General features: G+C 42.1%; 25 protein-coding genes and 2 pseudogenes. 3 read left to right on the top strand and 24 right to left on the bottom strand.

Annotated features, from left to right (window positions below; all coding sequences use genetic code 11):
• Positions 1-2: 2 nt before the first annotated feature.
• From ACNFN4_RS05480 to ACNFN4_RS05455, 6 genes and pseudogenes are all read right to left on the bottom strand, one after another.
• Complete coding sequence (locus ACNFN4_RS05480) at positions 3-467, bottom strand: (2Fe-2S)-binding protein (protein WP_101287693.1); 465 nt, start codon at positions 465-467, stop codon at positions 3-5.
• On the bottom strand, positions 460-1302 hold the full coding sequence (locus tag ACNFN4_RS05475; RefSeq protein ID WP_109567335.1) for an FAD binding domain-containing protein: 843 nt from the start codon (positions 1300-1302) through the stop codon (positions 460-462). The genes ACNFN4_RS05480 and ACNFN4_RS05475 overlap by 8 nt, the downstream gene beginning before the upstream one ends.
• Entirely contained in the window at positions 1289-3619 is a 2331-nt protein-coding gene (locus ACNFN4_RS05470) for a xanthine dehydrogenase family protein molybdopterin-binding subunit (RefSeq protein WP_173613533.1), read from the bottom strand. Before ACNFN4_RS05470 ends, ACNFN4_RS05475 begins: the two co-directional genes overlap by 14 nt.
• Before the next feature lie 5 nt (positions 3620-3624).
• A complete protein-coding gene (locus ACNFN4_RS05465; RefSeq protein WP_448200046.1) occupies positions 3625-4245 on the bottom strand; it encodes an NTP transferase domain-containing protein in 621 nt (206 codons plus the stop codon).
• Positions 4242-5258, bottom strand: coding sequence for an XdhC family protein (locus tag ACNFN4_RS05460; protein WP_448200045.1), 1017 nt, complete (start codon positions 5256-5258; stop codon positions 4242-4244). The genes ACNFN4_RS05465 and ACNFN4_RS05460 overlap by 4 nt, the downstream gene beginning before the upstream one ends.
• A gap of 69 nt (positions 5259-5327) precedes the next feature.
• Positions 5328-6343, bottom strand: a pseudogene (locus ACNFN4_RS05455) (FUSC family protein).
• A 146-nt stretch (positions 6344-6489) separates the two neighbouring features.
• On the opposite strand from ACNFN4_RS05455, the pseudogene ACNFN4_RS05450 reads away from it, so the two are divergent.
• Positions 6490-6651, top strand: a pseudogene (locus ACNFN4_RS05450) (fructose-bisphosphatase class III); the annotation flags it as partial.
• 1210 nt (positions 6652-7861) lie between these two features.
• Here ACNFN4_RS05450 and ACNFN4_RS05445 read toward each other — a convergent pair.
• From ACNFN4_RS05445 to ACNFN4_RS05405, 9 genes are all read right to left on the bottom strand, one after another.
• A complete protein-coding gene (locus ACNFN4_RS05445; RefSeq protein WP_448200044.1) occupies positions 7862-9310 on the bottom strand; it encodes an Eco57I restriction-modification methylase domain-containing protein in 1449 nt (482 codons plus the stop codon).
• A 26-nt stretch (positions 9311-9336) separates the two neighbouring features.
• Positions 9337-9990, bottom strand: a complete 654-nt coding sequence (locus ACNFN4_RS05440) for an HNH endonuclease signature motif containing protein (RefSeq protein ID WP_342019227.1) — start codon at positions 9988-9990, stop codon at positions 9337-9339.
• Entirely contained in the window at positions 9980-10609 is a 630-nt protein-coding gene (locus ACNFN4_RS05435; protein WP_269387906.1) for a hypothetical protein, read from the bottom strand. The genes ACNFN4_RS05440 and ACNFN4_RS05435 overlap by 11 nt, the downstream gene beginning before the upstream one ends.
• An 8-nt stretch (positions 10610-10617) precedes the next feature.
• Positions 10618-12750 carry a sensor histidine kinase gene (locus ACNFN4_RS05430; protein ID WP_448200043.1) on the bottom strand — a complete coding sequence of 711 codons (2133 nt, stop codon included), beginning with the start codon at positions 12748-12750 and terminating at the stop codon, positions 10618-10620.
• A 162-nt stretch (positions 12751-12912) separates the two neighbouring features.
• The gene (gene rlmH / locus ACNFN4_RS05425; RefSeq protein WP_448200042.1) at positions 12913-13392 is read right to left on the bottom strand and encodes a 23S rRNA (pseudouridine(1915)-N(3))-methyltransferase RlmH; all 480 of its coding nucleotides are present in this window, start codon (positions 13390-13392) and stop codon (positions 12913-12915) included.
• 80 nt (positions 13393-13472) lie between these two features.
• A complete protein-coding gene (locus ACNFN4_RS05420; protein ID WP_004393147.1) occupies positions 13473-13643 on the bottom strand; it encodes a CxxH/CxxC protein in 171 nt (56 codons plus the stop codon).
• A 197-nt stretch (positions 13644-13840) separates the two neighbouring features.
• A complete protein-coding gene (locus ACNFN4_RS05415; protein ID WP_448200041.1) occupies positions 13841-13966 on the bottom strand; it encodes a hypothetical protein in 126 nt (41 codons plus the stop codon).
• Between the two features lie 318 nt (positions 13967-14284).
• Entirely contained in the window at positions 14285-15448 is a 1164-nt protein-coding gene (locus ACNFN4_RS05410; protein ID WP_448200040.1) for a hypothetical protein, read from the bottom strand.
• Between the two features lie 10 nt (positions 15449-15458).
• A complete protein-coding gene (locus ACNFN4_RS05405) occupies positions 15459-16208 on the bottom strand; it encodes a hypothetical protein (protein ID WP_103526435.1) in 750 nt (249 codons plus the stop codon).
• Between the two features lie 181 nt (positions 16209-16389).
• Between ACNFN4_RS05405 and ACNFN4_RS05400 the strand changes: the two genes are divergently transcribed.
• On the top strand, positions 16390-17370 hold the full coding sequence (locus ACNFN4_RS05400; protein WP_448200039.1) for an aldo/keto reductase: 981 nt from the start codon (positions 16390-16392) through the stop codon (positions 17368-17370).
• Between the two features lie 29 nt (positions 17371-17399).
• Here ACNFN4_RS05400 and ACNFN4_RS05395 read toward each other — a convergent pair whose 3' ends face one another.
• The 8 genes from ACNFN4_RS05395 to ACNFN4_RS05360 all read right to left on the bottom strand — a co-directional run bounded on the left by ACNFN4_RS05395 (position 17400) and on the right by ACNFN4_RS05360 (position 24230).
• Complete coding sequence (locus ACNFN4_RS05395; RefSeq protein WP_021494642.1) at positions 17400-17873, bottom strand: GNAT family N-acetyltransferase; 474 nt, start codon at positions 17871-17873, stop codon at positions 17400-17402.
• Between the two features lie 47 nt (positions 17874-17920).
• Positions 17921-18055: a hypothetical protein gene (locus tag ACNFN4_RS05390; protein ID WP_004393139.1), complete on the bottom strand. Its 135-nt coding sequence runs from the start codon at positions 18053-18055 to the stop codon at positions 17921-17923.
• Positions 18042-19157 (bottom strand): response regulator aspartate phosphatase, encoded by a 1116-nt coding sequence (locus ACNFN4_RS05385; RefSeq protein WP_173613536.1) that lies wholly within the window; start codon positions 19155-19157, stop codon positions 18042-18044. The genes ACNFN4_RS05390 and ACNFN4_RS05385 overlap by 14 nt, the downstream gene beginning before the upstream one ends.
• Positions 19158-19287: 130 nt before the next feature.
• Entirely contained in the window at positions 19288-20178 is an 891-nt protein-coding gene (gene rocF / locus ACNFN4_RS05380; RefSeq protein WP_007407883.1) for an arginase, read from the bottom strand.
• Positions 20179-20251: 73 nt separating this feature from the next.
• The gene (locus ACNFN4_RS05375; protein ID WP_021494640.1) at positions 20252-21652 is read right to left on the bottom strand and encodes an amino acid permease; all 1401 of its coding nucleotides are present in this window, start codon (positions 21650-21652) and stop codon (positions 20252-20254) included.
• 223 nt (positions 21653-21875) lie between these two features.
• Positions 21876-23081 carry an ornithine--oxo-acid transaminase gene (locus tag ACNFN4_RS05370; RefSeq protein ID WP_004393130.1) on the bottom strand — a complete coding sequence of 402 codons (1206 nt, stop codon included), beginning with the start codon at positions 23079-23081 and terminating at the stop codon, positions 21876-21878.
• A 229-nt stretch (positions 23082-23310) separates the two neighbouring features.
• The gene (locus ACNFN4_RS05365; RefSeq protein ID WP_021494638.1) at positions 23311-23946 is read right to left on the bottom strand and encodes an SdpI family protein; all 636 of its coding nucleotides are present in this window, start codon (positions 23944-23946) and stop codon (positions 23311-23313) included.
• A complete protein-coding gene (locus tag ACNFN4_RS05360) occupies positions 23943-24230 on the bottom strand; it encodes an autorepressor SdpR family transcription factor (protein ID WP_015240946.1) in 288 nt (95 codons plus the stop codon). The genes ACNFN4_RS05365 and ACNFN4_RS05360 overlap by 4 nt, the downstream gene beginning before the upstream one ends.
• A gap of 174 nt (positions 24231-24404) precedes the next feature.
• Here ACNFN4_RS05360 and ACNFN4_RS05355 point away from each other — a divergent pair, with 174 nt between their 5' ends.
• Complete coding sequence (locus tag ACNFN4_RS05355) at positions 24405-25820, top strand: sigma-54 interaction domain-containing protein (RefSeq protein WP_050556574.1); 1416 nt, start codon at positions 24405-24407, stop codon at positions 25818-25820.
• Between the two features lie 45 nt (positions 25821-25865).
• On the opposite strand, the gene ACNFN4_RS05350 is transcribed toward ACNFN4_RS05355, so the two are convergent.
• Positions 25866-26585, bottom strand: coding sequence for a cupin-like domain-containing protein (locus tag ACNFN4_RS05350; protein WP_007407887.1), 720 nt, complete (start codon positions 26583-26585; stop codon positions 25866-25868).
• Positions 26586-26594 lie beyond the last annotated feature (9 nt).

The raw sequence follows: 26594 nt of genomic DNA, 5'->3' as shown, positions 1-26594 counted from the left end.
GACTAATGAGTCCCTTTCCCTGTACGTAAAACGGATTTAACCGCTTCTTCAATCTCCCTATAACCCGTACATCTGCAAATATTGGACTCCAGCCAATTTTTTATCGTGTCATCACTTGCATTCGGCTCAGTATTCACTAAAGCATGACAATTCATGAGAAACCCCGGTGTGCAATAACCGCATTGAAACGCGAATTTTTCAATAAAGGCCTTTTGAATCGGCGTATTGATCAGTCCTTCAATTGTCGTAATGTCCTTTCCTTCCCCTTCTGCCGCAAGCATTAAACAAGATTTCATCGGCACCCCGTCCATTAATACCGTACAGGCGCCGCAATCCCCATTTAAGCAGCCCGGCTTTGCACCAGTTAATCCGAGACGAAGACGAAGAGCAAATAACAAAGTATCAGCCGGTCTGACCGTAATCTGTCTTTCCTCGCCATTTACTTTCAACGTAATAGGATCAGACATTTGGACCTCCTTCTAATTCCCATAAGGCATCTAAAATTGTATGTTGCAAGACAAATATTCGGTATTCACTTGAGCCTTCTGCATCATCAAGAACAGGTTTGGGTACATATTGTAAAGACCTGCGTACTCTTTCTTCTGCTGATCGGCTTTTATCGTTAAGCACAGCCTCCATTTCAGCAGAACGAAAAGGAAATGGACATACGCCGCTGAAGGCCATTCTGATCTCATCATCTTTTTTCAGCGCACAGACTGTCACCAATGGATACCCGACATTCCACTGCTGTCTTCTTTTGATACTGACAAATGGCAAGTCAACGTACGCTCGATCGACAACGACATGAAATAAAAAATCTCCTTTTTGCAATTGTATTTCCTTGTTAAATACTTTATTTATGGGACGGTAATGAATCCCCGCTCTCCCTGCAATCCCTATCAAACTATCAGAAATTAACAACGGCAGCACGGCCTCACGGTAATAGATGCCCCCGCAAATGTTTCCGCCCAGGCTGATCTTATTTCGAGTCGTCCGATCGGCTATTTCACTGACTGTTTTACTTAATAGCGGAAATGGATTTTCTTCCTCCAGTTTCGTTAATGACACGCCCGCTCCGATCACCAGATCATTTTCATAAAAGCGGATGGTTTGAAATCCCGGAAGCGCGTTCATATCTATCACCGCATCCGTATAGATGATATTCAGCCTTCCTAACGTGATAATTTCCGTGCCGCCGGAATAATACATTGGTGTTTTCTTTTCGGCCGCAAGCGAGTGAAACAGGCGGGTTGTTTCTTGAATGGTCTTCGGTTTAAAATAGTCAAAATCAAACGGTATCATCTTTCCACCCCTCTTGCGTCCTCCATAATTGTTCGGGAATGAGAGGAAGTTGATTCAATTGGACACCTAAAGCAGCGGACAGGCAATTTCCCAATGCTGCCGGCATCCCCAACAGTCCGTGTTCCCCGCCGCCGCGCGCCCCATAAGGCGCAATCACATGCGGGGTTTCAACAAATTCAATAATATATTCAGGCTGCTCTCCATAGTGAAGGGGGCGGTATGTTCTAAGCTGAGGATTTAATACTCTTCCATATGAATCAAAGACAAAGGTCTCTCTTCCTCCAAATGCAATTCCCATACTCATCGCCCCCATCACTTGGCCCCTTGCCGCTTTTTCATTCAGTACAGTTCCCATATCCACAACAGAATAGGCTTTAGTAATTCTGTACGTATAATCCCGTTTATCCAACTCAACTTCAATTCCCTGAGCACCGACAGCCCATTCGGGTCCCGGCTTTCCTCTTCCCGTTTCCCGGTCTAAATTCGTCATCCGGGTTAATGTGTAATTGCCGCTCGCAATGATTTGGCCGCCAATGGTATTTCCATTTGGAAACGTATATCCGTAAGCAATGTCTTTTATTTCAACATGTACAGAAGGATGATCTATAAAATAAACCTTTCCGTCGGCAACTTCCAATTCCTCGACAGGAACCCGCAACACACATGATGCCACATCCTTCAGCTTTCGAATGGCTTCCTCCGCTGCATTCAGTACGGCTCTTCCGGCCATTAACGTCCCTCTGCTCCCCACGGTTTTCCAATGCTCGGGTGTTGTTTGTGTATCTATAAGCATTTTTACATGAATTTTGCTTATATCCATTTTCATTCGTTCCGCCAGGATTTGGGCTAGCACTGTTTTTGTCCCTGTTCCAATTTCCACTACCCCTGACATCAAATTAATGCTTCCATCGGGATTAAAGGTTAAAAGAACCCCGGACGTTGCATTTGTATCAAATGTTGAAGTTTTCCAAATGCAGCTGATTCCCTTCGCTCGTATCTTCCGGCCGTCGATTTCAATTCGCTGTCCCTCGTCCCAATTCATTAATTCCTTCAATCTTTCAATGCACTTCGGCACATTTCCGACCGTGCTTGAATTGAGAAGAACTTGAGTCGGTGTGGTATCACCGGGGCGAATGGCATTTTTATAGCGGAGTTCTAACGGGTCCATGTTCAGCTTTTCCGCCAATACATCCATCGTCCGCTCAAAGGCAAATAACACTTCAGCATGGCTGTAGCCCCTGAATGCACTTGGATATGGATGATTCGTATACATACAATATGAATCACACCGTATATGATCGATAGCGTACGGACCCGTACAATCAACCACCGCAGCCCGGCTGATGTCCACTCCTTTATCAGAATACGCTCCGCCATCAAATAAAAACTGAATGTCTGCCGCCTTTAAGATTCCATCCTTTGCAGCCCCTAATTTGACAATGGCATCCAATCCTATATGAACGGGAGATGTGATCATATCCTCTTCTCTCGTATTAAATAATTTGACGGGCCGGCCTCCAACCGCTTTTGATGCCAAATAGGCAATCACCTCTAACTGAACGGCCGCTTTTCCCCCGTACGCTCCTCCTACTAAAGGCGTTTTGACGATAACCTTTCCGGGTTCGATTCCAAAATACCACTGCATTAATTTTTTAATGGCAAAAGGAGCTTGAGAAGATGTGGTAATGATAATCTCCTCATCCGCGCGAATTTCAGCAATCGAGCATCTTGTCTCCATCGCAGCGTGATCAGAAGGGTTAAAGGAAATCTGGAATTCTGCTGTCACATCACTTTCCCTAAACCCGTCTTCAATATTTCCTTTTCTAACCTTATCCAGGTTTGCGATATTTGTCTTCGGAACCGGGAATACACCTTTTGTCTTCTCATAGCGGTCCGCATTTTCATGGACGAGTGGCGCATCCTTTTGAAAGGCCTCACGGGGGGAATTGACGACGGGAAGAGGTTTATAAGATACTTTGATGGCATCCGCTGCCTTTTTAGCTGTAATTGGATTTTCCGCAACAACAACAGCAACCGGCTCACCATGGTATCTGACCCTTTTATAAGCAATCGGCGATCTGTCTTTAATTTCCTCACCTGCAAGCGGAAAAGGTTCATCCCCCAATATCGCTCTCACGCCGGGAATCTTCCAAGCTTCTGAAAAGTCCATAGACACAATATCGGCATGCGCATATGGACTGGTCAGCATTTTTGCGTGTAACGTCCCTGTTTCTTGAAAATCATCCGTATATTTCGCTTTACCCGTCACTTTTTCAAGGGCCTCTTTCCGAATGACACTCTTCCCGATATACTCCAACTCATTCACTCCCCGAATTTATTCAGCAGCAGCGTATAATCTTCAGCTGTATCGACGTCATAAAAAAGCAAAGGGTCTTGAAAGCTGATCATTTTTCCCGTATTGATCATACTTTCACGGATCACATGCCGGGCGCCCTGGTCTCCCTTTAACTGATGCAATACCGGAAAACATTGATTGGAGAATAAAATGGGGGGCATAGGAAGATGTTGATTTTCAGCGGCGATAAATGAATAACGGCGCTCCTTGTGATAGGAATCAATTAACGTATTGATGATATCTGCGGTGACAAACGGCTGATCTGCAAGGAGAATGATAACGGCGTCAGCCTCGTACTCTGCCGCTTTTTGTAAACCGCATTGTATGGAATGGCCTTGGCCCTTATCCGCTTGCTCACATTCTGCCTGACTCCACTTATTTGATATGGGATCTAAAAAGAAAAAATCCGAAAGCCAATGCAGTGAATCTCCCTTTCTCGTTATAACGAAAATATGATCTAATTCAGATAACAAGGCATTTTTAAGAGCTATACTTCCCAGAGAGACGCCATTGAGAAATAAACTTCGCTTATCCGTTCCCATGCGTCTGCTTGTACCGGCTGCCAGGTAAATGGCTGCTGTTTTCATAAAGCAGACCTTTGTTTTCGCATTCTTTTAATCATCTCGCCGACAATACTTACAGCAATCTCCTCAGGCCCTTGTGCCCCGATGGGAAGCCCAATAGGGGAATGAATATCTTCCGGAATCTCCGCTCCGCCTAAAAGCCGTTCAGTGCGCCTTCTGGGGCCTAAAACGCCTTTATAAAACACATTCTCGTTTTTTAATGTATGTAAAATGATCTGATCTTTTTGAAAGCTGTGCGTCATAATGACAACAAAATCCCTTTTTGTCATGCTCAGCCCTTCCATGACTTCTTCCGGTGCTCCTGTAATCAAATGGCCGGCTTCAGGAAAATGCCCGTGATGACATAAAGCGGGGCGCCAGTCAATCACCGTCACATGAAAACCCGTACCGGCTGCCAACGAAACTAACGGCCTTGCATCTTCTCCTGCTCCGAAGACATATAAACAAGGTTTTGGCACCATCTGATGGATAAAAAATAAATCAGATGTATGTTCATCCCTTTTGATTCCCTTTTCCGTCTGTCTCAGTTTTTGAATACAGCCTTGCTCTATCTCATCCCCGGTTCCAAACACGCTGCCGTCTTCAGCTATATACAGATCTTCCTTCGGCTCTAACGTTTCAGTGAATCGTTTCAGTCGGGTCACAGACTTTTTTTCATCTAAGCATGTCTTGACTGTCAACAGATTTCGTTCCAGTTCCCCTTTTACAGGCTCAAGTAAAACCGTCAAAACACCATTACAGCCAACGCCCTGTCCCCAGGATAAATCGTCTTCCGCACTCATATCAAAGCGGACAATCAACGGCTCTCCTGCAGCCCAGATCTGTTCTGCCCGTTCAACGAGGTCTTCTTCCAGACAACCGGCGGATAACATTCCGACTCTTGTTTTATCCCCTAAAATCAACATGGAGGCCCCTTCTTTCTTATAAGCGGACCCCTCTGTTTTAATGATGGTAGCCAGTACCTTAGCTTTTTTAGAATTGGCGATGACATCCAAAATCCGGTGTATATCATCCATTTCATGTCCCCCGCTTTTACCTGATCATATCTGCATCTGTATATCCGTATTCTTTATTTCCGGAAAACATTACAAACGCTTCAGCAATTTCTTCGTTTCTAAAAAAAAGAGTCTTTATAGACCTTATGACCGGGCGGCGGGTGCGACAGCATGTCGGAGCGGAGAGATTCCAATAACATGTCCTGTTCCTTCTGTTTCCAATTGTCTGTTTCACCATGCTGTATGCCTTTAAAACCCGCAAAGTATTCACTTAACACTTGTAAATCATTCCCCAGCTCCCTTTTGTCACTTGAAGATAAAGCTCCTTCTTTTTCCCATTCTTTTAACGTTTTCACTATATTTGATAGATACTCAAATCCGGCGTTCAACTTTTGCATCTCTATTTGATAGCTTGAAATGATGATTTTATGTTTTTTTCTGACGGGGTTGAATTTTAAGCTGTCAGAGGCTGTTTGCAGCATCTCTTTTGCCGTATGCAGCTCCCGCAGAAGATGGTTCATTTTATATTCCATAAGGTTCCCTTTTCCTTGTCCCCACTCTGATTGCACCCATTTGGAGAGGTCTGAAAGTGTGCCGGAAAGCTGACGAGCCAATGTTTGAAAAGAGTCCGCTGCCTTTTTTGTGTAGTCCGGCGGAAAAAGGAACATGTGAACCAGAATGGCGATGATGACGCCGATCACCGTATCGATGATTCGGTCGAATGCATAATCTTTAGAGTTTCGTTCAAACGTAAAGACCAACAAAATGGTGAGCGCTGCCTGATGTAAAACCGTTACATCTATTCGCAACCACTTCGCAATGTAAGTACCGCCTATCAGGAACAGCCCCAGCATCCAGCCATTCATTGGCAAGTGACTGACAAGATAGGACGTTAGCATGATTCCGATCGCAGTTCCCGCAATACGATGAAAAGAAAAGCGAATCGACTGATCTATCGTTGGCTGCAAACATAAGATAACAGATAGCGGCGCTAAATAGGGATGATCAGAGCCCGCCAGTTTTGCCGCTTCCCAAGAAACCGCAGATGCAATCGCCATCTTCCAAACCAAAGATGTTTTATTTTGAATTTTTTCACTTTTCATCATACGCCCCCTCCTTTCAGAAACCTTTTCCACTAGGTTTCCGTGACGCAAAGGGATTTATACTGTCGTATGGAAAAAGCGGAAGAAGCTGTTGTTCAAAGGGGGATTCTTGAATGATGGCTTCTTTTTGGGGTTGGGGAACATTAGGAAACGGAAAAATCATCGTCATCAACGGTGGCTTATCCAAATCCCGCTAATTCACAACAGGCATTGCCGTCTACAGGCTGTTATACAACTCTTACGACATGCAGCTAGTTGCCGATAAACACTTTGACTCCAAGGCCGAAGTGCTGAGCACCGGAACCGATGTCTGAAAAGTGAAACGGTTAGTGGATAAAGAGCTCGAGCGGAAGAAAGTGAAAGATCGGTATATGAATTAAGGAGATATTTAGGGTTCAGGGACTATGACATGCTTCCCTAAAGATAGCAGATGAGATAAAAAAATCTGTTTACCTTGGGGGAGTTTTTTCATCGTTGGAAAATGGCACTTAAGAGAAGGTAAATGCTTAAGTGAAGGGGATTGCGAAAACATAAGGCATTTACACCGAAACAATTCATTAATGGAAAACGATTCATGATATAGCCCGCAAAATGAGAGCCCTGATTGTTCTGAACATCATAAGTTCTACTCTGTGGAACTGTGGTACGCTTCCGTGAAGGGTTTCTTATGACACTATTCCCTAAGAGGTATAACGAGAAAAAACTAAATAATAGTATATTAACTGACCAGATAGACTGAGCTTTATAGTAGACATACAGCGTAGAAAGATAGCGTAAGATGAGGTAAACGTTTTATGACAAAACGGAAGAACGTTCATTAGAAACACCTTGCTATAATGAAAAAGGAGATCACTCCTCTCTATTGTCTCTGTATGTGGGCTAGCTTAATACAAAAAGACACAGTGCATTTGGATTTGGACGATGGATTGCCGAAGCTGGATATTAGAGTGTTCATCTGACTATGGGGTTTTGTTTGGTTACACGAAATTCTCTTATAATTTATTTGTAATTACAGGTTGTTGTGCAGGCTAATGCTTTTTGTTTAAGGTTCATTAGACATAGACAGCCAAATACCTCCTTTAACGGTTAGTTTTTCAGGAAACCTAAAACGGCGGTTAGATAATTTTAATCTACAATCAATACAGTATTTATTTAGTGATGGTTTATCCAATGGCATTTGGCAGGAAGAATACTAGTACATTTCCCAAGGTACAGTGATCGATTAACTTCTGAATACTTAGCTAGGAATCAAGGTTAATGGAGACTTTGCGACTCCTTGGTATAGGAGTTGGATTAAAGGACATTATTTACAAAACGACTTCCGAGCAACAAATATAGTTTATTATGAAAAGACCAGAAATAAAATTTCTTGGTCTTTTTATTATTTAAAAACAAATACAAGTAACTAAATGATTTTAATGAAGTCTATATTACTCCGAATTTAAAAGCTCACCCTATTTCATTTTGATAAGATAAGGATGGTTAGTCCTCAGATAATCTTTAACTATATTATATAAGGTGCTATCCTTTTTCTAAAGTTGTATCATTTAGGGGATAATTCAATATATCATAAACTGAAAAACGAAGAGATTTACCATGTGCGTTAATTCCCCTTATAGAAAGGTATGAAAGAAACTTTTCTGATCTCATAATTTCTTCTGCTTCATCTAAACTCTTACCACTGATCGGAATAATATAAAACCCTGAGTAAGGAATTGTATTCTTAGCTATACGATAGAACTTAACTTCATTGGTTATAACAGAAGAGATCAAAATCTTTTCTTGATTTATATGTGATAAAGCTTGGGTTCTTCCATATTCAAACCATTTTGCTGATTTATCAGATTTTCTTTGATTCAACTGTGAAGCATAATAAAATAAATATTTATATGCACCAGGATACTTTAATTTAAATTCTTCCTCCTCGAACTTCTTTAGGCAACCATCTTTATAAGTATAAGGAAATATAATATACTCTTCTCTTTGTAAAGAATAACTTCTCGGACTTGCTGCGGGCCGTAATACATCTTTTTCTATTGTGAAATCTTTTATTTTAATAATGTGTTCTTCTTCTTCTTCAATATCTTTTTTATTAATTATATATACTGAGTTTAGCAATGTTGCCACACTATTTGAAACTCTGAAGTAATCTCCAAACTTCTTTGAGGTAGTTGAGTCTTCACTACTCTCTTTGTAGGAAAAAAACCACTTATCTCCCAAGCTTTTTTTGTCAATTAAATGTACTTCGTGATTATCTACATCGTAATAGTTAATAGTGTTCACTTTTATTTTATTATTTAAGCATATAATTGCTGGAGAAGTTAATGCCTTTTCAAATACAGTACGTTCTTTATAGTCGAATATTTTTACTAAAGAATTCTTTATAACTTTCCTTAGTTCTTTTCCAAATACATTCTTAAAAATACTACTTGGTACTAAATAAGCCATTTCTCCAGTAATACTAAGTTCTTTTATACTCTTCTCAATAAAAGCATAACAATAGTCGAACTTACCTTTACTACACGAAAGAAAATTACCCCTTAGAAATTCCCTGTCAATTAAATCTAAATCTTGATACATGATATAAGGAGGATTACCTACAATGAAATCTATTTTCTTATTAATTTTACACTTTAAATAATCTTTATTTTCAATCTGCCATTTTACATTTTTAATACCGTATCTCTCAATTTCATTGTTTAAATTTTTTATACAGACCTCTCTAACTCTTTGATCAATCTCAAACCCTAAAATGTATTTACTTAAATCATCTTTTATTTCTTGAGTTGAATACTTAAAATTTTGCGCTTCCTCAATATACCTTTTTACAATTTCTAATAAAATATTCCCTTCACCACAAGAGTTTTCTAAAATGTATTTACCTAAAATTTGTGCTCCTTTATAATCTATAGCATCTAACATTTGAGATACATATGGTCTCGGGGTGAAAATTTGACATTTATTATTCACAATAATCCACCAACATAAAAAATAATTTAATAGTTTCTTCTTCTTTTACTTTCAACTTTAAGAATAAGTTTTTGAATTTCATTAATGATTGGGGCTCCTTCATACTTATCACAAAAGTCTTTCATCTCCATTAACAAATAATCTAACCTTTTTAGCTGATTATTCAATTTTAACTTATTATAAAAATCTTTAATAATATTATTGTTTTCATATTCTTTATTAATTTCTATAGAGAAATCAACTTTGCGATTAAACACTTCAGGTAACCTGTTATTATCAGGATGCAAAATTTCTATGTTTTCAAAATCACACAAAAAATTCACTTTTCCTCTGTTACACATTTGACAACTATTAACTAGGTTATCAATCCCATGTATTTCTTTCTTATCATAACCTAATCCTAAGTCCAATACTGATTTTGGTATAAAATGATCTACCTCAAAATTTGACGAATTAATCACTTGTGTACTTATTCCACAATAAACACACTTATCATTGTATATACTTCTAAATATTTCATTGAATTGTCTTCCCTTTTGATTTATATAGTTATATATATTCCATGCTTTAGGATGTTCTAAAATAAACTCCTCTATAAATTTAATTTTTTTATCATTTAAAGTAAAATCAAATTGTTTGTATGACGTATTTCTATAATCATTAATTGTTTCAATTTTCATACTTAATCTTAACCTCATTAAATAGATCAATAAGCTTGTCTAAATCTTCTTTTTCAAATAATGCTGTATCTTGGATACCTTCGATTGTAGTTTGTATAGTTCCTAATAATATAGGATCCACTTCATTGTCGACCTCAAGTTGACTTATTACTTCAAACTCTTCTATAGTAGCCAATATATTAATATATAATTTTTCGGCTAATTCTTCAGCATAATACTTTTGAGAAGCTTTAATATTATTATTAAACCCTGTAGCTTGAAACTTTTTTACAGTAAGAGAATCTGAACCGGAAGCATTTTGACTTATAACTATTGTTTTTATAAAAGGTAGTATTTGTCTTAAAATTATTTTAAATTGTTCTCCTGTAAATTTACTTAAAGTAGAGCTCTCATTTTCAAATAATCTTGAATCAATTACAATAATATTTGACTTATTTATAATATTATTGCTCAATAATGTTTTGTAATTATCCGTATTTTCAAATGCATATTCAAAAAATTCCAAATCATATTTAAAATTTTTCAACTGATTTTGTTCTTTACAATATTGATCTAAATATCTGCTTAACATATTATCAATTCTATCATCAATATAACAAATATTAATTTTCTTCTTCATTTTAAACCTTACCCCTTCATTGTTAACTGTATATTGAAACCATTTTCACCATTTATATCAATAACTTTCCCTCCATACATATGGGCGGTATTATCAACTATCCACATGCCTAAACCATGTCCATCACTTCTTGTTGTTTCATGTACTTCTAATATTCTTTTCGGATCATTATTATACTTTCTATGTAAACCAACTCCATTATCGCTATAATTTATACTAACGGATTCGCCAATAATCTCTACAATTATTTTTATTAGTAATTTATCTTTCATTTCATTGTGTTGAATACTATTTAATATTAAATTATCTAGAATTACTTCGAAGACATCATCAGTAAATTTATACTCTCTCTGGATCTCATTGCGCACAATGATTTCAAAATCAATCCAAATGTATTGTTGTTTCCAAATATCTATTATCCTTTTTACTGCACTTTCAATAGATTCAACTTTTGAATTGAATTTTTTCTTTTCAATTTTATTTAGAATTACATCTAAAAAAGCAATCAACTTTACATTTATCTCCTCTAAATTCTCTAATGTTTTAGGTACATTCATATATGAAACCCTTGTATATTCATCTGAATTTAACTTTTCCCAAAACCCATATTCAACCAATGCGTTAACAACATCTTGATAGCCTGAGCTTAGAGCATTCCTTTTATTTTGCAACTCATGAGCTACTGCACTTGCTCTTAAACCTTGTGTAGCTAAAACGTTCAAAATCCTAACATCATATTTATGTTTGAGCTCACTTTCCTTAAATACTTTCGATCGTTCTTTTGCTTCTTGCTGTATTTCCTTTATTTCAGTTGCTAAAGAAACAATTTCTTGTTTCGACATTTTTGTTATAGTTGTTGGTTGTTTTAAAAACTCTTTTAGTTTCTTCTTATCTTCATTTTCATTCGGATTTTCAATGTTATTTTTTTCAACTATTTTTCTAATTATAGATTGACGATTTTTTTCAAATCTGCTTATTCCGAATTGTATAATCTCTATGAATACTTGGTAAAATTCGTCTTCTTCTAAACCCTGCCTATTGGCCATATCTTTCAAGTTTGCATTTCTTTTTTTATCAATCATTACAAATCCAGACATTTGATTTAAGCGAACTCTCCAACTACCTGTAAGATGAGATGCAGCTGCTGGAGATTTTCTTGCACGTGAAGCGATGTCAAGCCAATCTTTTTTACCATCAAAAGAGGAGATACTAAAATCATTTCTATATAAAACTATTCCTTTATTTAAATCACTTAGTCCATTATATTTGTACATAAATTTTTTAGCTGTTTCTTTGGGCTGTTTTTCCAAACCAAAATAAAATTCGGCACTGAAATTTCCTAAATCAGTTAGGTAAAAATCGATATCCTCTATTTCGCTAGAAATTTTCAATTCATCTTCCATGCTAAAATCTTCTTTATAATACGTAGCAAAAAGCGGTTTGACTATTTCGGTGATTTCTGATTTAAATTCATCAGATTCTGTTTTAACTGTTAATTTCTTATTTGTACTATTATAGTTTAATAAAATTTTAGTAACGTAGTTAACACCTATTTTTAGGTTCTGAAATTTAGATTGAATAGAATGAGGCTCATTATCTTTGAAATGAACAAACACCTCCATCTCCTTACTTTTATATGCTCTATTAAGAAATTCAATTAACTCATTAATGTCTTTTGACCGCCATTTGTCTCTTAAATCTAAAATTTCAATATAAGTCCCTTGATCGAAATCAACATTAGTTTCTTCAAAACCTGATGTAATCCAATCTGTTTTCCAGATTATTGCATTCTCTGTATTTTTCTTTGATAAAACTTTCACGTGGTTACCTAATCTCGCCAAAGCAAATCTTCCTACGCCCTTTGATCCTGTGAATATCCTATTATTAATTTCATCTTTATAGCCTTTATTACTTTTGCCTACATGCATCCAGTTTGTCTTGAAATCCTCGTGATTCATTCCTTTTCCAGTGTCTATAATTTTTATATAATGATCATCAATATAAATATTACAAGTTTCAGATCCTGCATCATAACTATTTTTTATTAATTCAAAAACTGCAGATTCTTTCGTACTGAAATTTTGTCTCCCTAATAATTCAGCTATTTCTCTATCTTCTATAGTAAATTTAAGATTCTCCATCTAATCCTCCAAAACAATTATATTGTGATAAATTTATTTATTGACTGATAATAAAATAAATATCCATGGTAATACGGATTAATTTGGGGAATTATTTTAACTGCTCAATTCTAATTTTATAATAAAATCTTTATTACATTGGACTTTATAAAAATTGTCTATTCACTTATGATAAGGCTCCCCACGATTAATCCGAAACGCCCGATAAATCTGCTCCACTAAAATCAGCCGCATCAGCTGATGAGGAAATGTCATTTTCGAGAACGACAGCTTTTCATCCGCTCGCTTCATCACTGCGTCACTCAATCCGAGTGAGCCGCCGATGACGAAGGTGATTTTGCTTTTTCCATATGTCGCCAGCTTATCTATTGTATCGGCCAGTTCTTCGGATGTTTTCATTTTTCCTTCGATGGCGAGGGCGATGACGTGGGTGTCCGGGCTGATTTTGGCCAGGATGCGATCGCCTTCTTTGTCTTTGACGATTTTCATGTCTTGGTCGCTCAGGTTTTCCGGCGCTTTTTCGTCCGGGAGTTCAATGATGTCGATTTTTGCGTAGGCTGAGAGTCGTTTTTTGTATTCTTCAATGCCTTGCTTGAGGTATTTTTCTTTTAGTTTTCCGATGGTCACAATATTGATATTCACAGGTCATCCCCACTTTAGAAACAAGTTATTCATATATATTGTCCACAATTGTGGATATCTTTTCTGTATTTTGTGTAGGATCATTCGTTCCCTACTAGATATGTTGCAGTGTCCCCACATAATTCACAGGCTGTGGATAAACTGTTAGTATGTTCGATTTTTCTGATTTCGGGCGGAAGCTCATGATCATCTATGTACATGTCCAGCACGGTTTCGATATGTTCTTCACAAGAATAATAAGCGGTTTTCATCGTTACGTCCTCCGGTTTTCTTTTGCGCGCGGCAATTGTTCTCTTTTCAATATAACCTATTTATACACATGTTAGTAGTGCTTCGGGCTGAGTTTTATCCACAATTCGGCAAATCACGCGCAAAAAGAGCCGGTGTTTTCAGCATCCGGCTCTTTACGTGTTTTCTCTTTTTTCTAAGCGAAGGACGAACAGAATTCCTAATAGACACGCCAGCGGTGTAGAGCATAATCTATCCAGTCCGGCTTTCCGCCGTTTAAAAAAGAGTTGGTTATCACGGAAACCAGGAGAATGGTTACGGTCACCGCGGCAAGCTTTTTCTTCATCGGCTCCCTCCTTCACCGACTGCCTTCTGCTTTTACGATTCAAATTCCTCTATCTCTATGTTCGGTGGGCTTTTCTCTTGTTATATAGCCTTATCATGAGGGGCACAACGATATATACAATCATAATCAATGCCCCGTTACTCACATCAGGGTATCCAATCAACATATTCATTATGACAAAAACAATGGTTATACAAATGACGGACAACAATAAGAAGAGACTGAATGATTTCAAATGAACACCTTCTTTCTTGCAGTAACGTTTCATTATAAAAAGCTTACCAAAAGCGGCAAGCTCTTCCGAAATGTTTATACTCTTCAAAATCCACCCATCACCTGCACATCATACAGCTTGAGATGGCTTTTCGGCGTGACAATGTTTTTTAAGTTTGGGATGGTCAGGTCGTTCAGCTTTTTGCCCGTTTTCAGGTCGAAAGATTCGATTTTGGCGGGCTTTTTGTAGCTGTACGTAAACAGATACAGCTTTCCGTTTTGATGGGTCAGCTCCTTGAAGTCGGCCTTCATTCGGGATGCGGGGAGCTTGAAGGCTTTTTTGCTTTTTCCGGTCTCAGGGTTGATGCGGTAGACGGTTCCGAAGCCGTCAACGAAATAGAAGCTGCGCCGCTCCATGAAAAAGCTTTTTTTGAAGCTGAACGGCATGGAGTCATAGATCGTCTGTTCGTCATTTTTATAAGCGGCGATGTCATACGTTTTGATGGCGCCGCTGTTTTTCATGACTTTCACCATTTGATAGATGTGATCGGCTTTTTCCCCTCTGGTGACAAAGCAGATGGCGCTGTCGTCGGCGGCGAGCTGGGATTCGACAGACGTGCCTTCTTTGTACGTCCATGTCGCGATTGATGTTGTATGGAGTTTCTCTTTATCAGCCTCAATGTCTTGGACGTGATAGCCTTTTTCGTCATCTGTCGGCGTGAGTGCGAAAAGATGATCTTTAAAAAAGCCTGAAGCGCGGATATAGTGCGGGATGACGTCTTGCTTCCACCTGCCGTCAATCTGGCGGTACAGCTCTGAGCGATAGCTGCCGCCGCTCTTTTCGTAGCCCGAATTATACAGCGTGTAAAAGCCTTTCGTCCGCTCGATATATCCCGCGCTGTCTCCCGTATGCTGGTACGCTCTTTTATACGTGTGAAGGCCGCCCTGAACGGTGTAGATTCCTTTTTTGTCCTCCAGCAGCACGCTGCCGTCATGCACTTTGGCCGATCCGAGCTCAAGCCCCTTCATGTGATAAGAAGAGAGCCGCCCTTTTTCATCGGCGAAGAGGGCGTAGCTTTTTCCGCCGCCGAACGTGTCTTGGTCAGCCGCAGTGGAGAAATACAGCAGCGCCTCTTTATCTTTCAGAAAATCAGGGTCATTTAATGTGTCTCTCGCAACCTCCGCAGGATCTTCCGTGCGGAAATAGAAGAAGCATAAGACCGCTGCGGCGGCGATGATCACTAAGGGTATCCAGATGATTTTTTTCACGTTGTTCTCCTTAGTGAATGGTCAGAATCGTGGCCGTGTAGGACGAACTTGTGATGTCGCGCGGGTATACGCCTAAGCCGCCGTTAGAGTCGATATCAATCCCGGCTTTTAAGAGGAATGCCGACCACAGCAGTTTTGAGCAGTTTTTGGCGCCTTCATGGCCCGTATTTCTGTTATTGACGAAGTTGAAGGAGTACTCATCACCCACTCTTGATACGGCCCAGTCAGCGGCGGATTGTTTTTGGGCATCAGTGACTTTCACGGTCTGGACGATTGAATTGTCTTCGACTTCTCTGCCGTTATAAGCAATCTGGCGGACGCCGTCTCCCGGCACGGATTCAACAATTTTGTCAGCGGATGAATACATGCCGACATGCCCGTGGTTGTAATAAGCCGTGTATGAGTTCGTGTAATAAATATTGCCTTTTGTGCTTTTCGGAAGTTTTTTTGTGCCTGATGATCCGCCCATTGCAGAGAGCCCTTCTTTGGAAGCGATTACATTTCCTTGCACCTTGTCTGCCGTGATTTCTTGATGAAACTGCTTGAGAATTGCTTCTGTTGAAACGTGCTTCTGTTTGGCAAGCTCTTTGGCGGATTGGAGAACGTCTTGAGGAGTCGTGCCCTGCTGAAGGTCTGCGATTTCTTTTGCGTAGCGGGCTGCTTCTGTTTCTTTCGCTTTTACATTCAAACCGGAGAACGACAGAACCATGGTGAATGACAGGGCAAACGGGAGAACGGCTTTGAACAGCTTTTTACACATTGACTTCGCCTCTTTTCTTTGAGTATAATTTTTCCACATTTTCATTATATGACGAAATTGTGATAAAAAAATATACAATTTACAGATTTTTAAAAATTTTATAACAATATGTAAATCATACGCATAAATCATTTTCAAATATCAGGAAATCCGGTTATCATACAAGAAAGGGGGAGGACATATGAAGGACAGAACGATCGGTTCGATGCGGGTTTCCGCAATGGGGTTAGGGTGCATGGGCATGTCGGAATACTATGGCAGCCAGAGTGAGGAAGAGTCGATTTCCACCCTGCATCATGCCGTTCATCTCGGCGTGAATTTGTTTGATACGGCTGATCAATACGGATTGGGTGCGAATGAAGAACTTGTCGGCAGAGCGCTCGCCCCATTCAGAAAGGAGCTGTGCCTCGCGACGAAATTCGGTTATGTCCGTAGCGAAAAGGGTGAGTTTATCGAAATTAACGGACGGCCCGATTATGTGAAAAAAGCGTGTGACGCCAGTCTGAAACGTCTCGGGACGGATTATATCGACCTTTATTATCTGCACCGGGTTGATCCGCGGGTGCCGATTGAAGAAACTGTCGGCGCCATGAAGGAGCTGATAGACGAAGGAAAGGTGAGATTTATCGGATTGTCAGAGGCTTCCGCAGAAACGATCAGGCGCGCCGTCCGCATTCACCCGATTGCCGCGCTTCAATCGGAATATTCTTTATGGAGCAGGGAAGCGGAGGAGCATGTGCTGCCCGCCTGCCGTGAGCTCGGCATCTCATTTGTGCCTTACAGTCCGCTCGGCAGAGGTTTTCTTTCCGGAAAGATGACGTCGACCGATCAGCTGGATGCCGATGATTACAGAAGAAGAACGCCGAGATTCCAGGGAGACAATTTGGCGGTGAATATAGGGCTCGTCCAAAAACTTACCGCCATTGCCCGGGAAATGAATATCAACGCGCCTCAGCTTGCGCTCGCATGGGTTTTCGCAAACGGCGATGATCTCATTCCGATTCCGGGCACAAAAAAGAAACACTACTTGGAAGAGAACCTCGCCGCTCTCGACATTGTGCTTCCCGAGGATGTGAAGGCGCGTTTGGATGAGATGTTTCCGATCGGCACCGCGGCCGGCGAGCGTTATCCGGAACACATGATGACATTGTTAGATGAATAACAAAAGAGGCCCAGCGTGCGGGCCCCTTTTCACGACAGCTTTTTGCTCATGATGACATCCGTCTCCAGAAATCCCGTCTTCTCATACAGCTTCCGCGCCGTTTCGTTATGAGCGAACACATGGAGAGAAATCTTGCGGACACCCAGGTCTTTGGCTTTGTCCTCCAGCCTTGCGAGTGCCTCTTTTGCATAGCCTTTGCCGCGGAAAGGCGGATGAAGGCCGAAATCATAAATAAATGCGTCCTGCTGCGGGTGGTCCGGATCGGCGTGCAGCCACAGCCAGCCGGCATTTTCCTTTCCGTCCAATGTCAGCGTCCATAAATAGTGATCGGCCGTCTCCAAGCCGTCAGGAAGCAGGTCTTCAAATGCCAGCTCCGCTAACTCCGGCGCTTCGTCAGGCAGCCATGTTCCCGCTTTTACCTTTTCTTCAGCGTAATGCTCGGTTGAATGGGCGAGATAGGACTGAAATTCTTGTCCTGTCATCGGCTGCAGCGTGATAGCCATTGAATCACTCCTTACAAAACACGGACTGAAAGCGGTATCATGCAGTATTATCCGAAGGCTCCGTTTTCCGCCGGTTTTATGATTTGGTCGGCTTGTGCCGTTGAACCAGTTTGCGCAAATAATCCAATCGAAATGAGACTTGCCAAGGCTGCTGAGAGTACAATGAATTTACATGTTTTCATTACGAATCCCCTCCGTCAATCTCAAAATTTGGTCATTGGCATCAATTGATTCCTGAAAATACTTCGCCGCCAGTTTGTAATTCTCCTGTTTTTTAAAATGCGCAGCGGCTTGATATGACAAATCGGAAATGTCACTCCACAGCTCTTTCCTTCTTAACTCGGCGAAAGCTGATTCAAGCGATTCTTCACTCTGGTCAATAAAGACATGCTGTAAGATGCGCAGCTTTTGGGTGTATACGGGCTCGTTTTTTTCTTCAGCGGCATTCAGCGCTTTATGCAGCCAAAACCGGCCCTCATCCGTCTGTTCCTGTTTCAATAACACTCTGGCCAGCATGTACAGACTCCGCACCGAATATGCTGATTGCAAATGCTCCTTTTGATCGAGAGCCGTTTCAAACTCGACCCGCGCCTCCTCAAGCTTTTCCTGTCTTTCATAGCAAATGCCTGCGTTAAAGTGGGCGAGCGCCTCAATATGCGGATCGCCCGCTTTGGCGGCTTGATGAACCGCCGTCTGCAGGAGCTCTTCGGCTTTCTGGTAGTGAAACAAGTCCATTCTGTTACAGCCGATCACCATTAAACACTGTGCTTCTCTGACCGCGTACATTTCATTGGCTTTGTAGATCTCCAACGCTTTTTCCGCGTGGTTCATTGCAAAGTAGTTTTGGCGGATTTCATAGTAGGCAATCGCCACTTGATAATTAAACTCGGCTCTTTCAATCTCATTCGGTATGTGCCGGAGCCTGCTTTCAGCAATCCGGTAAAAATTTATTGCGTTCATAAACCGTTTACGGTAAAACTCGTGCATTCCGGAAAAGAAATAATAATAGTATTGAATCATCTGGTCTGTTTTTTCTTTATCGGCGTTCAGCTGGATCGTTTTTAAAATGCCGTCTGTTTTCTCATACTCTTCCATTAAAAGCTTATAGCGGGAATCAATTAAATTAAAATAAAGGAGCACCGTTTGATTTTGTGTCATATTTTGCAGATCCGTAAGCAGTTGTTCTCTTAACGCCTCAGCCGATTCGGTGTTGTGCTTTTTGATTTCCTCATACCAGTCACTGATTTTTTTCGCAACTGTTTCGTGGGCCATCACCTCAGCCATCTGTCAGGACACCTCCCTTTCCCATTTTGTGTAATAAATATATCATATTTACAGTTCCAAAAAGAGGGTGAAAGCCCTCTAGTTTCCTCATGGCAACAAAAAAACCCCCGCAGGTGCGGAGGCTCATATTTTATAATAGTTTTTTTCCCAACAAAGATTCTACCAGCTCGACCGCTGTTTTGCCGGTTTTGTTTTTGTGATCGAGGATCGGGTTGACTTCGACAAATTCAGCTGAAGTGATGATGTCGGCATCATACAGCATTTCCATTGCCAAGTGGCTTTCACGGTAGCTGATGCCGCCGACGACAGGCGTGCCTACGCCGGGTGCGTCGCTCGGATCAAGGCCGTCGAGGTCAAGGCTGAGGTGAACGCCGTCACAGTCTGACAAGTAGTCAATAGTTTCTTCAATGACCTTTGTCATGCCGAGGCGGTCAATCTCATGCATCGTATAGACCTTCATGCCTGTTTCCTTAATGTATTCACGCTCGCCTTCATCAAGCGATCTCGCGCCGATGATGACGACGTTCTCCGGCTTGATTTTCGGGGCATACCCGCCCAGATTCACCAGCGTGTCGTGCCCGACGCCGAGGCTGACGGCCAGCGGCATTCCGTGAATATTGCCTGACGGCGACGTTTCCAGGGTGTTTAAGTCGCCGTGCGCGTCATACCAGATGACGCCGAGCTGTTTATAGTGCTTTGCCGTTCCTGTCAGCGTTCCGATCGCGATGCTGTGATCGCCGCCCAAGACGAGAGGGAACCGCTCATTCTCAATGACGCTGTCCACCTTTTGGGCGAGCTGCTCGTTCCCCGAGAGCACAGAGTTCAGATTTTTCAGCTCTTCATCATTTTTGAGTTTTTCACGATTGACGGGGATGTCGCCTAAGTCTTCCACCGCATACCCCATGTCAGATAACCGTTCAATGAGATGCGCGTAGCGGATGGCGCTCGGGCCCATGTCCACTCCGCGTCGTGCTTGTCCTAAATCCATCGGCATTCCAATAACTGAGATATTCTTGTTCATCCGTTTTTCCACCTCAACATGTTGTATGTTGTCCTGTGCGGGTTTCTCAAAGATGACTTGGACACGAAAAGATTTAAAGCTCTATCTGTTTTTCTGACTGCTTATGCTTTTTTACATACAGATGATAGACGATAACGCACACCGCCATGAACGGGATGCCGCAATAAAGGGCGAGCCGCTGTTCTGAATCAAATGCGAGGCTGATCAGAACGACCGTGTTTAACGTCAGCCCGATAATAGGCAGCACCGGGTACAGCGGTGTTTTAAACTTCAGGTCTTCCACTTTGCCGCCTTCGCGGATGTATTTCCGTCTGAACATCAGCTGTGACAGGGAAATCGTGATCCAGCCGACCTGCGCGCTTAGTCCGGCTAATGATAAGAGAAACATATAAACGGTTTCCGGCGCTGCCACTTTAGACAGCAGTGACAGGCAGGCGACGGCCAGCGTCACGATCAGAGCGTTCATCGGCACCCCGCGTTTATTTGTTTTGCCGAGCGATTTAAAGGCTTGTCCTTCGTTCGCCATGGCATATAAGATACGCGTCGATGCAAACAGGCCTGAGTTGGCCACTGAGAGCAGCGCAATTAAGATAACAAAGTTCATAATATCGGCGGCATATGGAATACCGATTTGTTCAAACACCACGACAAACGGGCTTTCGACCACTCCCGCCTGCTTCCACGGAATCATGCCGGCAATGACGATGATGGAGAGAACGAAAAAGACAAGCGTTCTCCATACCGTCTGCCGGATAGAGCGCGGAATCGTTTTCTCGGGATTTTCACTTTCTCCCGCAGCAACCCCGATCAGCTCCGTTCCCTGGAACGCGAAGTTTACGGTAATCATCGTAATAAGCATAGCCTTAATGCCGTTCGGAAACAATCCATCCTCATAAAAATGAGAGAAGAAAGGAGCCTGCTCGCCGTGTTTCATGTCAATCAGGCCGAACATGGCGGCGCCGCCCAAAATAATAAACAGCAGAATGACTACAATTTTAATGCCGGAAAACCAAAATTCCGACTCAGCGAACGCTTTTGTGGTAATGGCGTTCAAAAGAAACATCAGTCCGACAAACACGAGACACCACACCCATACGGGAACATGCGGAAACCAGCGGAGCATCAATTGTCCCGCAGATAAAAACTCAATGGCGCATGTCACCGCCCAGCCGAGCCAGTACAGCCAGCCGAATGCGAAACCGAAAGCGGGGCTGATGAATTTGGTTGCGTACGTCTGAAACGACCCTGATACGGGAAGGGCAACCGCAAGCTCGCCTAAGCAGAGCATGGTCAAAAACATAATAAAGCCGCCGACCAGATAAGACAGAACCGCGCCCAGCGGTCCCGCCTGGTTAATTGTAAATCCGGTACTCAGGAAAAACCCGGTGCCGATCACTCCGCCTAATGAAATCATAAACAAATGGCGTGATTTCATTGTGCGCTGAAGCTGATTCTCTTTTTGATTTGTATTCACTATTCTGCACCCCTTCAGCAACTTGTATTGGAACCAAGCCGGTGCTTTGAAACCGATTTGCTGTCCAAAGAGCCTCTATTTGTATATGAATGTTATATTAAATTCATTTTCGTACATAAAGATACATTATACTAAAATACTGTCGCCGCGCAAATAGAGTGTGCTGAATTTTTTATTTGTAAATTCCATACAAGCCGAGGGAAAGCATTGCCGCATCAAGGTTTTACGCGTTTTGAAGCACGTTTGTGATCTTTTGGATCGCCCAGTCTAAGTCTTCCTTGGAAATCATTAAAGGCGGTGCAAAACGGATCACGGTATCATGTGTTTCTTTGCATAAAAGCCCTTCGCCTTTCAGCTTTTCACAGTACGGGCGGGCCGCTTCTGTCAGTTCAACGCCGATAAACAGGCCGCGACCGCGCACGTCTTTTATGATCGGGTTATCAATTTTCTCAAGCTCTTCTTTAAAATAACGGCCAAGCTGAAGGGAACGCTCTGCCAGTCCTTCTTCCTCAAGGACTTCAAGAGATGCGAGCGATACTGCGCAAGCGAGCGGGTTTCCGCCGAAAGTCGAGCCGTGGGAACCCGGGTTAAACACGCCGAGAATGTCACGGTTCGCCGCAATGCACGAAATCGGGAAGACGCCCCCGCCGAGCGCTTTGCCTAAGATGAACATATCCGGTACGATATTTTCCCAGTCAACCGCGAATGTTTTCCCTGTGCGGCCGAGTCCCGTCTGAATTTCATCAGCGATCAGAAGTACATTTTCTTCCTTACAAATGGCTGCCGCTTCTTGTAAAAATCCTTCCGGCGGAATGACGATGCCCGCTTCTCCCTGAATCGGTTCGAATAAGAAAGCGGCTGTGTTCGGCGTGATCGCCCGGCGCAGCGCTTCTGCGTCTCCGTATGGAATTAATTTTATACCCGGAAGCATAGGTCCGAAACCGCGTTTATACTCATCTTCTGAAGAAAGGGATACCGCAAGCATCGTTCTGCCGTGGAAGTTGCCGATACACGCAATGATTTCCGCCTGGTTATCCGCTACTCCTTTGACCTCATATGCCCAGCGTCTCGCCGCTTTGACAGCGGATTCAACGGCTTCCGCCCCCGTATTCATCGGCAGAATCATATCTTTTCCGGTCAGCTTGGCTGTTTTCTCATAAAACGGACCGAGCTGATCATTATGGAACGCGCGTGACGTCAGAGTGATTTTATCCGCCTGATCCTTCAGCGCCTGAATGATCTTCGGATGTCTGTGCCCCTGGTTCACCGCAGAATAAGCACTCAGCATATCCATATATTGATTACCTTCAGGGTCTTTTACCCAAACACCCTGCGCCTCGGAAATAACAATCGGCAGAGGATGATAGTTGTTCGCGCCGTAATGTGAAGTTTGGCTGATAATTTCTTGAGATTTTGTGAAAGCTGACATAATCTGATTCCCCCTTGTTTTGTAATCATTCAACATTAGATCTTGCTTTCCCTTTTTATAAAGCAAGTTCCGTGCCAATCCGAAAAAACGGGATGTTTCGCCAGCATTCTTTCTTTTCACGCAAAATTTTCCGGCAGTTTGCGTGCAAACTTCAGCCAAGCGCAAAATTTTTTTGCGTTTTCCGCTGACAAAATAGGAGCAATCCAATTAGATTGCTCCTACTCAACAGTTATTTATTCAATTGTCTCTGATATACAATGTAAGAATATAGTAAAGATAATATAATACAGCCGATTGCCGCAATGAAAATGACTGACACTCTATACACCGGCGGCAAAAAAGCTGCAAGCATCATGAGTATGCCCGCTAAGACAAAAATTTTCGAACTAACCCTGTGTGTATCTTTCCAAACTCTTTCACTGCTCAGCGTCCAAGGCGTTCTTATCCCTAAAAAGTAATTAGGCTTAACTTTCTGAATAAAGTTTCCAAACACCATGAAAATGACTCCCACTATAAAGTTTCCTAAATAAGATATAGGGAGATCATATCCCAGGCCGGTCAAGATGGTCATCAGATTAATGACAAACAGAACCGCAAACAATGTATTAAATATAGCCATATATGGCCGGATAAATGTTTTGTAGTTATTTTTAGGATCAATCTTAGGGATGATAACCATTAAAATATATTGAATAATCATGATGCCAATAAGCATCACCATTGCATTAAATTTAGAAGTGTAATCATTTGCGCTTCCGTTTAATCCCCAGTGTGTCGCCAAATTGTCCGGTAAAGATGAATATGTGAAAGCCCATGTGAAAACAGTTAAAACTATGATTCCTGCTGAAAAGAGATATTTTTTCATGATTCCCCGCCTTTCTTATTATCATGTTCTGAATCAGTCAGAGAAAAGAACCAGCCTATAAGATCCTGTAATACAGTGGTATTTAATGAATACATAATAAATTGGCCTTTCCTCTCATCGTGAACCAAATCAGTATTTTTCAATATGGTAAGGTGATGAGAAATACTGGGTTTTGACATGTCGAAGTGTTCCGCAATTTCACCAGCTGTCATGTCTTGTTTCTTTAATAAGTCCAAAATTCTTCTCCTTGTAGGATCGGCCAGTGCTTTAAAAGCTTTATTCAAAAACTTTCCCCCTCTCATACGTACATGATTTAGATATTTAAGTATATATCTAAATATCAACCATTTTCCTAAAAAAGTCAATGGTTTTATTAACTAAATTTCCATTTATTTTTAAATATCGTTCAAGCGCAAAATTTTTTTGCGTTTTCCGTTCGATTTATTTTAAAATAATGAATGTTAAGACGATTGAGAGGGGGAATTGACCTGCACACAACCAGCGAATTTTACACACTCGTGTTACAAAGCATTCTGGAAGAGATTGATGTCGGGCTGCATGTGGTGGACGAGAAGGGCAGCACCGTCATTTACAATAAGAAAATGATGCAGATTGAAGATATGGATGAACGGGACGTCCTGCATAAAAACCTGACTGATGTATTTATGTTTTCCAATCAGCAGGACAGCACGCTCGTTCAGGCCCTTCAAGAAGGCAAAACGATTAAAAACGTGAAGCAAAGCTATTTTAATAACAAAGGCCAGGAAATCACGACGATCAACCACACCTTCCCGATTGTGCAAAACGGCGAGATCAAGGGCGCCGTGGAGATCGCCAAGGACGTCACCAAGCTCGAACGGCTGATCAGGGAGAACATGCACAGGAAAGAACAGAACAGCTACACGTTTGACAGCATTCTCGGCAACAGCCCGGTCATTCGGGAAGTCATCGAAAACGCGAAACGGGCAACCCGTACGTCATCGTCCGTGCTTTTGGCCGGCGAGACGGGAACGGGCAAGGAACTGTTCGCCCAAAGCATTCACAACGGCAGCCAGCGCTCAGGCGCCCCGTTCATCTCACAAAACTGCGCCGCCCTGCCGGATAGTCTGGTCGAAAGTATTTTATTCGGCACGAAAAAAGGCGCCTTTACCGGAGCCATCGACCAGCCCGGCTTATTTGAGCAGGCGCAGGGAGGCACCCTGCTCCTTGATGAGATCAACTCTCTCAATCTCAGCCTGCAGGCAAAACTGCTCCGCGCCCTGCAGGAAAAGAAAATCCGGCGCATCGGATCAGCTCAGGACAAACCGATTGACGTCCGCATCATCGCCACGATGAATGAAGACCCGATCACCGCCATTTCAGAAGAGCGGCTGCGCAAAGATTTATACTACCGCTTAAGCGTTGTCACGCTGATCATTCCCCCGCTCCGGGAGCGCAAGGAAGACATTCTGCCTCTGGCCGAAGTGTTTATCCAGAAAAACAACCACCTGTTCCAAATGCATGTCGATTCGATCAGTGACGATGTGCAGCGATTCTTCCTGGAATATGACTGGCCGGGCAACATCCGCGAGCTTGAACATATGATTGAAGGCGCCATGAACTTTATGACGGATGAAACGACGATTACGGCGGCCCACCTGCCTTACCAATACCGGATGAAAATCAAACCCGCTGACACGGAAACTAAAGCCGCCGCAAGCACCCAGCCCGGCACCGATTTAAAAGACAAAATGGAAAACTTCGAAAAATACATGATCGAAAAAACCCTGAGAAAACACGGCAATAACATATCCAAAACGGCAAACGAGCTCGGAATCAGCAGACAGAGCCTGCAATACCGCCTGAAAAAATTCGGTCTGGACCGGATGAAATGAATCCATACAAAAAAAGGCTGAGATGATCCTCAGCCTTTCGTCAGGTTATATCTGATTGGCAAGCCGCTCTCCGGTAAACCAAAAGTTCTCACTCACTGCCAATGTATGTTCCGTATTCTCGACTTGATGCCACCAATGGCGCGGCGCGTAAATGATTTCTCCCGCCTTTTGTCTGAAGCGGATCGGAGACGCCTTTTGCACCAGCGGTTTTTGCTCAATGTCTTTTTCATCAAAGACATTGATATTTCCTTCGTATAAATACGGAGAGTCGTCCGGATGATAGAAGATCCATTCCTTCTCCCCGAAAATGACGCCGTTCCACGCGTGCGTATTGTTAAAATCCTGATGCAGCGGCGTGCCTGTCTGCTTAGAACCGAGAAAGAACCATTTCCAGTCCCGTCCCGTTTCTTCATCCGCTCTCAATGTGTCTTTTGTAAAATACTCGGGTGCGGAATAGACAAGGTCTAAGTCATTTTGGTTCAGCTGCGTAAAATTCCAGTCACAGTACCATTTGTCATCATTCTGATCAATGTACTCGATATAGTTGGAAAGCTTTACTTGTTTAAACGTTTTGACCCCTTCGATATCTGATTTCCGGATGGTGACCATTCTGTCTCCATAGTGTTCGTCAATGTATTCAAGCGTCCACGGCCTGCATTCCCAGTGATCCATTGCCCCCGTCAAAATAAAAGGTTTCTTATCAGCATACTCGCTTACAAAAAGATCGTACGATAACTCATTGATTGTCAGTCTGTCAATGGTCATATCCATTCC

This window comes from Bacillus sp. N1(2025), assembly GCF_053470005.1.
This window is presented reverse-complemented; position numbering and strand designations above follow the sequence as displayed.